Raw genomic sequence first — 12,177 nt, forward strand, 5'->3', positions numbered from 1 at the left:
CACCAGTCGCGGCGCGAGCGCCTGGATCTCCTTCAGGTACCGGCTGCGCCACCGGGCCATCGTCCCGTGCACGGTCGCCACCTCGGGGTGCACGAACGGCGGCCGGACATCCATGTCGTGCCTCGGCCGCAACCCGAACTCCCGGACGCAGCGCTCGTGCACCTCGGTCCCCGGGTAGATGCGGACGGCGTTGAAGACGGGGTCGGCGGGCAGGTAGCCGAGCAGCTCGGTGGCTCGCAGGAACTCGAGGTTCTCGGCCAGCTCGGCCGTCGTCGTCCACGGGTCGAACATGATGAAGTCGAGGTCAAGGCGGATCCCGTTGGCCCGCAGCAGCTCGATGGCGGCGATGTTGTCGGCCACCGTCGTGCGCTTGCCCATGCGGGCGAGCACCGATTCGCTGCCCGACTCGATGCCGATCTCGAGGAACGTGCACCGGGGCGCGATGGCGGCGATCACGTCGGGGTTCGCCCTGACCTTGTCGGCGGTCGCCGTGGAGGACCACGTCACGTCCGGGCGCCAGGCCGCGAGCGCGGCGTCGAAGGCCCGGACCCGGCCGGCGTGGACGAAGAAGTTGGCGTCGAGGATGCCGACGTGGCCGAACGGGGCGGCCCGGTCGAGCGCTCGCAGCTCGTCCATCACGTGGTCGACCGACCGGAACCGCCACCGGGGGTTCATGACGATGATCGAGCAGAACGTGCACCGCTTCGGGCAGCCGCGGCTCGTCGACACGAACGCGGACGGCGCCGGGCCGGCGGCTCGGCGCCACTCCGTCGTGTCCCTGACGGGCTCGACGACGAAGTCGCGCGCCGGCGCAGGGAGGTCGTCGAGGGCGAGCGGCGGCGACAGCCCCGGGTTGCTGCGGACGCCGAGCACCGAGGTCCCGTGCGCCCGCCACGTGAGCGACGGCACCGACGCCAGGTCCGGCGCGCCCGAGGCCAGCTCCTCGGCCAGCGCCAGCATGGGCGCCTCGCCGTCGTTGCGCACGACGACGTCGACGGCCGGCTCGGCGGCGAGGAGCTCGGTGGCGCACGGGGTGGCGTGCGGCCCGCCGAGCACGACCGTCGTGCCCGGTCGGCGGGCCTTCACCCAGCGGGCGACCTCGATCGCGCTCCGGATCGTCTTCGTGTAGGCCGTGATCCCGACGACGTCGTGGTCGAGCAGGCCCGTCGTGGCGACGTCGTCCAGCCGGTCGACGGCGCAGAGGTCGAACAGGTCACAGCGGACGCCCGCGGCGCGGAGGTAGGCGGCGATCGAGCACAGCCCGAGCGGCGGCGGCCCCTGCTCGGCGGGGTCCGCACCCCGCACCGGGTCGGGCGGGTTGACCAGCGCGACGGAGACCCGGGCGCTCACGACGTGCGCTCGGCGGCTCGGCGGCCGACGGCCGGTCGGCGGCTACGCCTGGGCGGGCCCGGGTTCGTCGTCGGGCTCGTCGCGGATCGTCTTGCCGGTCGGCACGACGGGGTCGTCCACGATGCCCGGCTCCGGGGTCGTCGTGGGCGACGGGTCCACGCTCGGCTGCGGGTCCACGCTCGGCTGCGGGTCGACCGGGTCGGTCGTCGGCGGCGTCGGGTCGACGGGGTCGGTCGTCGGCGGGGTCGACGGCGTCGACGGCGTCGGGTCGTCGGGGTCGTCGGGCTCGTCGCGGATCGTCTTGCCGGTGGGGAGTACGGCGAGCTCGTCGAGCCCGGGCTCACCCTGCTGATCGGACATGTCCGCCCCCTTCGGTCGTCCCGGGCCGGGAGCGTAGCCGGTGCCTTCCGGGCCCGCAGGGGAGCGCGAGGGGTCGCCGCCCGTATGCTCTCGGTCAGCAGCGGCGTAACCGGGGGAGGGTGCGCGATGAGGTCCCGCAGCGGGATCGTGGTGCTGGCCGTGCTGGGTCTGGTGGCGGCCACCGCGGGTGTGATCGGTCCGGCCCCGCCGGTGGCGGCCGCGGCGACGTCGGTGACCGTCGCCGGCAGCCTGCAGTCCGAGCTCGGGTGCGCCGGCGACTGGGACCCGGCCTGCGCGGCCACCGGGCTCACCCGTGAGGCGGACGACGGCGTCTGGCAGGCCACGTTCGCCGTCCCTGCCGGGAGCTGGGAGTACAAGGCCGCCCTGGACGGGTCGTGGGCCGAGAACTACGGCGCGGGCGCCACCCGCGACGGGCCGAACATCCCCCTGGCGCTGTCCTCGGGCGAGTCGGTGAAGTTCTTCTTCGACGAGGCCACCCACTGGGTGACCGACGACGTCACCTCCGTGATCGCCACGGTCCCCGGCGACTTCCAGTCCGAGCTCGGGTGCGCGTCCGACTGGGACCCCGGCTGCCTGCGGTCGTGGCTCCAGGACCCCGACGGCGACGGGGTCGGGCGGTTCGCCACGAGCCTGCTCCCGCCCGGCTCGTACCAGGCCAAGGTCACCATCGGCGAGTCGTGGGCCGAGAACTACGGCGCCGGCGGCGTCCCCGACGGCGCCAACCTCACGTTCGACGTCGCCACGCCCGGCGACCTGGTCGAGTTCGTCTACGACCAGGACTCCCACGTGCTCGACGTCGTCGTCACGCCGGCCGAACCGGTGGACGACGCCGCCCTCGTGCGCGAGCCGGTGCGCCACCCGTTCGAGGACGAGGTCCTCTACTTCGCCATCCCGGACCGGTTCTTCGACGGCAACGGCGCCAACAACTGCGGTGACTACGCCGGCCCGTGCGTGGCCGGCGACTCGGAGGAGAACGTCCTCACCCACGGCTACCTGCCGTCGGACAAGGGCTACTACCACGGCGGCGACCTCGCCGGCCTCCGGCGGCGCCTGCCGTACCTCGACGACCTCGGGATCACCGCCATCTGGGTCGGCCCGATCTACGCCAACAAGCCCGTCCAGTCCGACACCACGAACCTCTACGGGCACTCCTCGGGCTACCACGGCTACTGGATCGAGGACTTCCTGCGGGTCGACCCCCACCTCGGCACCAACGAGGAGTTCGCCGGCCTCGTCCGCGCCGCGCACCGGCGCGACATCAAGGTGTTCATGGACATCGTCACCAACCACACGGCCGACGTCGTCCAGCTCGAGGGCCACACCGGCTACCGGAACACGTCGGCCTTCCCCTACACCGACGTCGCCGGCACCCCCTTCGACGACCGCGACTACGCCTACGCCGGCCCGGGGAGCCCGCCGTTCCCCGCGGTCGACCTGACGTCGTTCCCGTACACGCCCGTCGTGCCGCCGGGGGAGGAGGACGTCAAGAGCCCGGCGTGGCTGAACGACCCGACGATGTACCACAACCGCGGCAACACCAGCTTCGTGGGCGAGAACTCGCTCTACGGCGACTTCTTCGGCCTCGACGACCTGTGGACCGAGCGCCGTGAGGTCGTCGAGGGGATGGTCGACATCTACTCCTACTGGATCAGGGAGTTCGGCGTCGACGGCTTCCGCATCGACACCACCAAGCACGTGAACATGGAGTTCTGGCAGGCGTTCGGCCCCGCCATCCTGGCCGCCGCCGAGGAGCGCGGCATCGGCGACTTCTTCGCCTTCGGCGAGGTGTACGACCAGGCCTTCGGCCCCCGGTTCACGAGCGAGTTCTCGACCCGCGGCCAGCTCCAGTCGACGATCGACTTCGGCTTCCAGCTGGCCGCCAGGGGCTTCGCCGCGCAGGGAGCCGGCACGGACCAGCTGCGGGACTTCTTCGCCCTCGACGACTGGTACACCGACACCGACAGCAACGCCTACGGGATGCCGACGTTCCTCGGCAACCACGACATGGGCCGCATCGGCTACTTCCTCCAGCGGGTCGACCAGGCGGGCGCGTCGGACGCCGAGCTGCTGGCCCGCTCGCAGCTGGCCCACGCGCTCATGTTCACGGCGCGCGGGTCGCCGGTCATCTACTACGGCGACGAGCAGGGCTTCACGGGCGACGGCGGGGACAAGGACGCCCGCGAGGACATGTTCGCCAACGCCGTCCCGACGTACGCCGACAACGACCTGATCGGCACGGACGAGACGACGTCGGACGACAACTTCGACCGCACCCACCCGCTGTACCGGACGATCCGGGAGTGGTCCGAGCTGTACGCCGCCCACCCCGCCCTGCGGTCCGGCGCCCAGATCCACCGCTCCAGCAGCACCGGTCCCGGCGTCTACGCGTTCTCCCGGATCGACCGCGACGAGCGGGTCGAGTACGTCGTCGCCCTGAACAACAGCGAGTCGCCGGCGTCGGCCGTGGTCGACACCTATTCCGCGCCGGGCGTGCGCTACCGGCTCGTGAACCGCTCGCTCGTCGCCCACTCCGTGGCCACGGTGGTGCCGACCGGCGCCGGCGGCCAGCTGTCGCTGACCGTGCCGCCCCTGTCGGCGGTCGTGTACCGGGCCGAGCGGGCGGTGGCGCCGAGCGCGGCTGCGCCCGGGGTCGAGATCACCTCGCTCGCCGACGGGCAGACCGTCCCGCTCGGGACGACGGCGATGGACGGCCACGACGTCGTCGACCGCGTCGAGGTCGCGGCCGAGCTGGACGCCGACGTGCTGGCCGAGGTCACGTTCGCCGTGAAGGTGGGCGACGGCGAGTTCGTCCCGATCGGCACCGACGACAATGCGCCGTACCGGGTGTTCTACGACGCCTCCGCCCTGCGCGACGCGCCGGCGCCGGTGACGTTCCGGGCCATCGTCAACGACCTGTCGGGCCACCTCGCCGCCGACCAGGTGGCCAACGTGCACGTCGAGTTCCCCGACCCGTCGGGCCCCGACACGCCCTACGCCGTCATCCACTACCAGCGGCCGGCGGGCGACTACGGCGACCACACCGCGGGCAGCGACTTCTGGGGCCTGCACCTGTGGGGCAACGGGATCCCCGCGTCCGAGGCGACGGACTGGACGGCGCCGAAGCCGTTCGTGGGCGAGGACGAGTACGGCCGCTTCGCCTTCGTGGCCCTGACCGACGACACCGTGCCGCTCAACTTCATCGTGCACGACGGGGACACCAAGGACCCGGCCGGGAGCCCGGACCGCTCGTTCGTCCCTGCGACCACGCCGGAGATCTGGCTGCGCCAGGGCGACGTCGCCGTGTACACGTCGAGGGCGGCGGCCGAGGGCCACGCCCTCGTCCACTACGGCTGCGGGACGGCCTGTTCCGGGGTCGCCCTCGACGGGTCGCCGCCGACCGCGGTCGACGACTACGGGGCGGTGTGGCACCGGGCGCTGACCGGCGGCGACCCCGCCGCGCCGCTCACGGTGACGATCACCGACGGCGCGTCCACCGTCGTGGACGGCGCCACGTTCACGCCCGCCGACGTGCCGTCGGCATGGTTCGAGCCGGGCGACGAGACCGTGCACCCGTCCCGGGCCGCCGCCGAGGACGTGGCGATCATCCACTACCGCCGGCCGGCGGGCGACTACGGCGACCCCGGCAGCTCGAACTACAACGACTTCTGGGGCCTGCACGTGTGGACCGGCGCGGCGTCCGAGCCGCCGTGGACCGACCCGGTCAGGCCGGCAGGGTCGGACACGTTCGGCGCGGTGTTCCGCGTCCCCCTCGTCGACGGCGCCGACCAGCTGGCGTACCTCCTGCACCGAGGCGACACCAAGGACCCCGGCCCCGACCAGTTCCTCGTGTTCTCCCAGTACGGCCACGAGGTCTGGCAGCTCCAGGCCGCCGACCCCGAACGCCCCTACGTCGCCCCACCCCGCCCGTCCGGCTGAGGTTGGCCGCCCGCCGGGACCGGCTGTCGGTCCGGCGTCGTCGCCGTGGATCGAACCGATCGCAGTAGGTGTTGAATCCCTCGTGCTGCGGCGGCCGTAGGACAGGTCGTCGCGGGCGCGCTCCGTGCGGGTCCTTTGGAGGAGGAGGCGATCCATGCGTTCACCCGCCCGGCGACGGCTGGTGGTGCCGACGTGCGTCCTGGCCGTGGTGGTGCTGGTGGCCACGCCGGCGGGGGCGGCGACGCCGTGGACGATCGTGCCCAGCCCGAACTCGGGCAGGGACTTCAACCGCCTGAACGCGGTGACGGCGGTGTTCTCGAACGATGCCTGGGCGGTCGGCCTGGCCCGCCGGTCGGGCCGGTACCGGACGCTGGTGCTGCACGACGACGGCACCGGTTGGCGGCAGGTGAGCAGCCCGTCGGTGGGCTCGTCGACGAACGAGCTGCTGGGCGTGCACGGCACGTCGGCCGGCAACGCGTGGGCCGTGGGCCGGGCGTTCACGGGCTCGGTGGACCACACCCTGGCGCTGCACTTCAACGGGGCCGGGTGGTCGACGACCCCCACGCCCAACGTCGGCTCGGGCGACAACGCGCTGCGGGGGGTGGCGTCGGTGACGCCCTATGACGTGTGGGCCGTCGGCGCCTCGGCCGGCGACGACACGTTCGCCCCGCTGGCCATGCACTTCGACGGGTCGGCGTGGACGGTGGTGCCGACCCCCGAGCCGCCGGGCGGCGGGTTCCTCGACGCCGTCGTGGCCCTGGCGCCTGATGACGTGTGGGCCGTGGGCGGCACCGGCGACGACGGCGACGCCGCGCTGGTGGAGCACTGGGACGGCACCAGGTGGCGGGTCGTGCGCACGCCGGCCCTCGTGGGGGAGGACTCGCTGCACGCGGTGTCGGCCGTGGCGGCCGACGACATCTGGGCCGTCGGCCGGGTCGGCAGCTCGACCTTGACCGAGCACTGGGACGGTTCGGCGTGGTCGGTGGTCCCGAGCCCGGACCCGTTGGCGACGAGCAGCGGCACCAACTTCCTGACCGGCGTGGCCGCCGTGTCGCCCACCGAGGTGTGGGCCGTCGGCGGCGCCCGGGACTTCACCGCCGGCGGCGTGGTCCGCACGGCCACCCTCCGGTTCGACGGCACCGGGTGGCGGGTGGTCCACAGCCCGAACGCCGGCTCGGGCGACAACACCCTCCTCGGCGTGGCCACCCCCGGCCCCGGCCACCTCGTCGCCGTGGGCAGCTACCGCCCCACTCCCAGCGCCTACGACCGCACCCTCGTCCTCTCGGCAGACCGAAGCTGATCCCGGCGACGCAACGGACGACGAGCGACGAGTGACGACGGTCGAGGGAGCGTGCGCGGGCTCCGCGGCGGAGCCCGAGATCGGCCCGTCTCCCGTCGGCCGCCGACCACGGAGCGCTACGTGGGCTCGGAGCTCCGAGTCCCTCATCATCGAGGGCGTCGGCGACACCGGCGTGAGGCGTTCGGCGCCCGCGACGGCGAGGGCCCGCCCGCGGTGTCGGCCACGGCTGCGCCCTAGTGGTCGACCACCGTCACTTCGATCTGTCGGGTCGCCGACAGGCCGTCCGCGTCTCGCACCTCGAGGGTCGCGGGCTCGGCGCCCGTGCGCGTGCGCAGGCCGGAGCTCGCGATCGCCTGTGCGTCCTCGGGAAGGGGTACCTCGATCACGGTGTTCGACCATTTCGGGACGGTGTTCGACGATTCCGCGACGGTGTTCGACCGTTTCGCGACGGTGTTCGACCACTCCACGCCGGTCGTCAGGTCGCGGCCGTCGAGCAGGACCGCCGCCTTGCTCCCGGGCGCACGCGGACCGTCGTCGCCGAAGCCGGTGCCGATGATCTTCAGCGACTTGTCAGGCTTGAGCAGCGCGTCCAGCACGACGCGCGTCGGGACGGTGCCCGTGATGGCCGGTGCCGTGCCGCCCTCGATGGCCTTCTTCGCGACGTAGGTCGTGACGGACACGCCGGAGAGGGCGAGCAGCGTCGCCGGCAGAGCGGGCAGACCTGCCTCGGGGTGGGTGCCGAATTGCAGGAGGAATTAGGCGACCATCAGGAGGTTGAAGGCGAAGTACTGGAAGTCGACGAGGTCGACCTGCCCGCGGTCGTTGGCCACGACCTCGCTCAGCCCGTCGCCCACCCCTCCGGCGCTCGGATCGATCTCCGGTTTCACGAGCCCCTCGCTCGCCACTCTGGAGGTGACCAGCGCCTTGGCCGCCACGGCCGCTGCGAGCGGTAGCCCCAGCAACACCACGTACTCCGGTTGCAGCTCGGCGTCGAGCACCCGCGTGAACGCCGTCCGGGCCTCGTCCGGCACCACGGGGCACTCGCCGCTCGTGTTGCCGGCTGACGGACAGTTCGGCGTCCGGCCGAGGAACAGGAGGAACAGCAGGGCACCGAGGACGGCGAAGGTCCACATGACGGCCTGCACCTTCGATGTCGACGCGCGCCCGTCCACACCGATGACGAGGGCCTTCGCCCCCTGCCGGCGGCGGGCAACCCGACGCTCCACATCAGTGGCATTGGTCGCCAACGGCGCCGTCGCGGCGCGCACGAGACGGTCGACCGCCATGACGAGCGCGAGGAGGCAGGAGACCGAGGCGACCAGCGCCCACCATTCGGTGAAGACCACGCCGCGCCGGACGGCGAGCGCCACGAGGAGCGCAGCGAGGCCGCCCGATGGCACCACGGCGAAGACGAACACGGCCAGCCGAATTCGCAGGGACGGGGGCGTGGGGACCGCCATGGCGCGCCTCAGGCGATCCGGTCGAGGCCGTGGCCGGCGACGCGAATGAGGTCCGGCATCGTGAAGTCGCCGTCCTCGCCGAGGAACGGCCGCCACGACGGGTCGTTGCGGAGGTACGACGACGGGTCCTTCTCGAGAAGACCGAGGAACACCTCTGCGACGATCCGGCCGCCGACCGGCCCGAGGCTCCGCCCGTCGGCTCGGACCTCGGCCTCCTTCAGCACGTAGTACCAGAGCGGCGCCGGGCCGCCTCCGGGCAGTCCGAGCTCCTCGTCCGTCAGCACCGAGGCACCCATGTGGGCGGCGACGTCCTGACCCGACGGGAGAGCGAGGCGGGCGCCGCGTGTCAGGTTCCGCAGGATCAGCGAGGGAGTGGTCCCGCCGATCTCCGGGGGGAGCTCGACGAGCGGCGCCGCGAGCTTGGTATCGATGGACCGGCTCAGCTGCCGCTCGTCCTTGCCCGCTCCATCGACCTCGAAGAACCGTGCCCACTCGATCGTCCACCTGGGCGGAAGGATCCGGAATCCGGCGAAGTGCGTCTGTGGCGCCTCGTCGATCGGGTCCTTCGTGAAGACCGGCAACGCACCGACGAACGTGTTCAGTCGGTACCGGGCGCGAACCTGGGAGTGCCCGAACCGGTACGCGGCGACGGAGAACTCGACGGGGATGTACGGGTCGTTGCGCCACACGTAGAACTTCCGGCGGACCTTGGCCCCGTCCGGCGCGGCATCGTCGAGGACACGGCCGAGCGTGTCCTCGCCGACCGTCCTGCGGAGGAAGTCGTGGACGACGAGCCACTGGTAGTGCCACCGAACGATCCGCTGCGCGGTCTCGAAGACGGTCTCGCTGCCTCGGCGGAGCGTCCGGTCGCTCTCGACCTTCTCGACGACGGCGTTGTGGAACTTGAGCATCGTCAGGTGGAGCTGGGAGACGAAGATGTTCTCGTCGTTGCGCGGGTCGCCGATGAGCGCCACCTGCTGGTGGTTGCGGGGCAGGTCGTCCTCGTCGTCGTGGCGCTGGACGAGCATCCTCTGGCGACCCCTCGTGTCGTCGTAGAGGAAGGGGTCGTCAGCGGGGCCGCGCCCGTACAGGGAGTCAAGGTCGAATCGCGGGCTCCGGAAGTTGACGAGCGCTTCCGGGTCGTTCTGCCGGTCCAGGCTCGAGACGGGGTCGAAGGTCACGTCATGGTCGATGAACTGCCCGAGGTAGGTGTATCCGGCAGGGATCGTCGGGTTGTCGGCGGACGGGTTCGGGCCCGCGTCCACCATCAGATCGGCGATCTCCCTGATCCGGCCGTCGCTCGGGATGAACGGGGGCAGGCGGAACATCCGGCCGAAGCGGCCCTCGTGCAGCCTGGACAGCGGCACGTGGACAAGGCCCCGGAGCTCGGCGCCATGGCCTCGCGCCGGGCGGCCACGGCGCCCGTCGGCCTCGGGCATCGTCGACATCGCCACCAGCATCTCGGTCGTGCGCGGGGAACGGCTTCCAACGGTCATGTCGATCCCTCCGATCGTCGTAGGCCAGACGAGGAGCGATGGAGCCGGTTACACCTCGGCCGCGGGTCGCACGTAACTCCGCGCCGCGCCGGCCGTCGTGAACATGACCGACGAACGAGGAGCGAGCGCATGAGTGACATGGACGATGTCGTCCTCGAGGCGGCGCCCACGTTGGCGCCGTCGATGGCGGGGGCGGCGGCCGACGGCGGGACGCTGGTCGGGATCCGGGTGGGTCAGCACACGACGTTCGACCGGGTGGTGTTCGACTTCGCGGACGGCGGGCCGTCGTTCCTGGTGTCCCACGTCGCCCGGCTACGGGAGGACGGGTCGGGGAACGTCGTCCCCGTCCAGGGTCGGGCGGTGCTGCGCGTCGTGCTGTCGCCTGCGACGGCGCACGACGAGAACGGGGCACCGACGGTCGGGCCGCTGCCACCGGTCGCCGGGTTCGCCGCCCTGCGGGACATCGTCCCGGCCGGGGATGTCGAGGGCGTGGTGACGTACGGGGTCGGCACCGCCGGGCGGTCGCCGTTCACGGCCGGCCAGCTGACCGGCCCGCCGCGCGTCGTCGTCGACGTGGTGCACATCCCGCCGGGCCGGGGGAACGACGTGCTGCGCCAAGGTGACGAGGGAGCCGCGGTCGCGACCTGGCAGTGGCGGCTCCGGCTGGCGCTCTCGCGCACGCTCGCGGTGGACGAGCAGTTCGGGCCGGCGACGGACGCCGCGACCCGGGACTTCCAGGGCGCCCATGGCCTGGCCGTCGACGGGCTGGTCGGCCGCATGACCCGCGAGGCGATGGAGCGGGTCCTCAAGATCTCGTAGGTGTCCCCAGCGGATCGGCGGGACTACCGGGGTGGCGAGGCCGCTCCTCGAGGACGTTCCTGCTCGATGAACCGTCGAAGCCGGCGACGGGTGACGGTCGTACGAGCTCGACCATTGGCTCCTGGGTCGGGAGTGCGGCGTTCCATCGCCCGGCTGGGCGCGACGACGCCGGAAGGCGCGTCGTCGTCGACGTCAGGGGCTGCTCGATGACCGGCTCGGTGACCTTCGGCTTCGACCTCGCACCGTTACCCCCAGTCGGGTACGACGCCGACGCGTTCGGGCTCGCCTTTGGTGAAGAAGAGCTCGGGGCCGAGGTGGTCGCGCACGGTCTGCTCGACGGCGACCGTGGCCGGGTCGTCCCAGGCGCGGGGGTCGTGACCGACCGCGATCAGGAAGCCGTCGCCGACGGGCGTCGCGTTCGGTGCGGACCCCAGACGGCGGGCACCGAGGAGCTCGACGTAGGGGCGGCCGAAGTAGTTGAGCCAGAACACACCGGGGAGGTGCCGGCCGAAGTCCCGGCCGACGGCGCGTACCGGCGGCTCGTCGCTCATGACCTTCGACCAGTACTCGTCGACGTGCGAGGCGGCACCCCAGGCAGGGGACAGCCGGCCGGCGAGCGCTTCGAACGCCGCCCGCACCCACTCCGGCCCAGGATCAGCTTCGACCTTGGCGCGCCGTACCTGTAGGGCGACGTGGTTGCCCAGGTCGTACGACGGGCCGAGCGGGGCGAGCACCAGTTCGTCGACGGAGATCACGACGGTGAGCTCTGGGCCGGCGCCACGGAGCTCGGCCGAACCGGCGAAGCGCGCGTGGGGTGGCCGCCCGTGCTTCTCCACCAGTGCCCGGTAGGTGTCCCCGCGTTCGCCGGCGGCGGCCAGGACGGCGGACCCCAGCGCATGAGGGTCCGACAGGTCGATCGGGACCTGGTCCCGTGGTGCCTTCCACACCCTCAGCTTCCGGCACCACCGGGGAGCGACCGACGCCAGTACGTCCTGGACGAGGTCGAGGTCATCCATACCGAGGAAGCGATCGAACACCACCTCGACATCCAGGTCGTGACCGGCGAAGTCAGGCTTCACAGCGGCGAGATGATGACGTGCCCTCTTCGGATCCAGTCGTGCAACTGGCCGCTCCCGGGGAGTGTCGCGATCGTGAAGATCTCCAGTGGCACACCTTCCTCACGCGCGAAGCCCACGAGATCGCGAAGCTGCGCACTGCTCGAGAGGCTACTGACGTCCTCGACCTCGACGACGGTGCCTCGCGTCGGGTCGGGAAGTGCGCCCCCTGGGATTCGAACCCAGAACCTGCGGATTAAGAGCCGGCTTCCGTCTGTTCAGCGAGTGCTAGCAAGTTGCGTGTGTGCTGGTCACGTGCGGTGCGTCGTCCGGCGAGTGCCGCCGTGTAGTGCCTCGTGTCGCCGAGTTGGTGGGACAAT

At 72.1% G+C, this 12,177-nt stretch carries 9 protein-coding genes; 3 read left to right on the forward strand and 6 right to left on the reverse strand.

What is annotated here, in order from left to right; translation table 11 throughout:
* Window positions 1–1,350 (reverse strand): radical SAM protein (locus VGB14_05950; GenBank protein ID HEX9992452.1); only part of this gene is annotated, 1,350 nt, incomplete at its 3' end.
* 42 nt (window positions 1,351–1,392) lie between these two features.
* Window positions 1,393–1,710, reverse strand: coding sequence for a hypothetical protein (locus VGB14_05955; protein HEX9992453.1), 318 nt, complete (start codon window positions 1,708–1,710; stop codon window positions 1,393–1,395).
* A 126-nt stretch (window positions 1,711–1,836) separates the two neighbouring features.
* Here VGB14_05955 and VGB14_05960 point away from each other — a divergent pair, with 126 nt between their 5' ends.
* Both VGB14_05960 and VGB14_05965 read left to right on the forward strand, forming a co-directional pair.
* Complete coding sequence (locus VGB14_05960; GenBank protein HEX9992454.1) at window positions 1,837–5,667, forward strand: alpha-amylase family glycosyl hydrolase; 3,831 nt, start codon at window positions 1,837–1,839, stop codon at window positions 5,665–5,667.
* Between the two features lie 154 nt (window positions 5,668–5,821).
* Window positions 5,822–6,967, forward strand: a complete 1,146-nt coding sequence (locus tag VGB14_05965) for a hypothetical protein (GenBank protein HEX9992455.1) — start codon at window positions 5,822–5,824, stop codon at window positions 6,965–6,967.
* A gap of 233 nt (window positions 6,968–7,200) precedes the next feature.
* Here VGB14_05965 and VGB14_05970 read toward each other — a convergent pair whose 3' ends face one another.
* From VGB14_05970 to VGB14_05980, 3 genes are all read right to left on the reverse strand, one after another.
* Window positions 7,201–7,647 (reverse strand): hypothetical protein, encoded by a 447-nt coding sequence (locus VGB14_05970; protein ID HEX9992456.1) that lies wholly within the window; start codon window positions 7,645–7,647, stop codon window positions 7,201–7,203.
* A gap of 75 nt (window positions 7,648–7,722) precedes the next feature.
* On the reverse strand, window positions 7,723–8,385 hold the full coding sequence (locus VGB14_05975) for a hypothetical protein (protein HEX9992457.1): 663 nt from the start codon (window positions 8,383–8,385) through the stop codon (window positions 7,723–7,725).
* A 50-nt stretch (window positions 8,386–8,435) separates the two neighbouring features.
* The gene (locus VGB14_05980; GenBank protein ID HEX9992458.1) at window positions 8,436–9,794 is read right to left on the reverse strand and encodes a heme peroxidase family protein; all 1,359 of its coding nucleotides are present in this window, start codon (window positions 9,792–9,794) and stop codon (window positions 8,436–8,438) included.
* Window positions 9,795–10,052: 258 nt separating this feature from the next.
* On the opposite strand from VGB14_05980, the gene VGB14_05985 reads away from it, so the two are divergent.
* On the forward strand, window positions 10,053–10,742 hold the full coding sequence (locus VGB14_05985) for a peptidoglycan-binding domain-containing protein (protein ID HEX9992459.1): 690 nt from the start codon (window positions 10,053–10,055) through the stop codon (window positions 10,740–10,742).
* A 245-nt stretch (window positions 10,743–10,987) separates the two neighbouring features.
* Here VGB14_05985 and VGB14_05990 read toward each other — a convergent pair whose 3' ends face one another.
* Window positions 10,988–11,821: a hypothetical protein gene (locus VGB14_05990; protein ID HEX9992460.1), complete on the reverse strand. Its 834-nt coding sequence runs from the start codon at window positions 11,819–11,821 to the stop codon at window positions 10,988–10,990.
* Window positions 11,822–12,177 lie beyond the last annotated feature (356 nt).

Source organism: Acidimicrobiales bacterium (assembly GCA_036399815.1).
Lineage (GTDB): Bacteria > Actinomycetota > Acidimicrobiia > Acidimicrobiales > DASWMK01 > DASWMK01.

Excerpts from the sequence above, each read along its gene's own strand:
- VGB14_05955 (HEX9992453.1), bottom strand. The coding sequence starts at position 1,710 with ATGTCCGATCAGCAGGGTGAGCCCGGGCTCGACGAGCTCGCCGTACTC.
- VGB14_05960 (HEX9992454.1), top strand. The coding sequence starts at position 1,837 with ATGAGGTCCCGCAGCGGGATCGTGGTGCTGGCCGTGCTGGGTCTGGTG.
- VGB14_05965 (HEX9992455.1), top strand. The coding sequence starts at position 5,822 with ATGCGTTCACCCGCCCGGCGACGGCTGGTGGTGCCGACGTGCGTCCTG.
- VGB14_05985 (HEX9992459.1), top strand. The coding sequence starts at position 10,053 with ATGAGTGACATGGACGATGTCGTCCTCGAGGCGGCGCCCACGTTGGCG.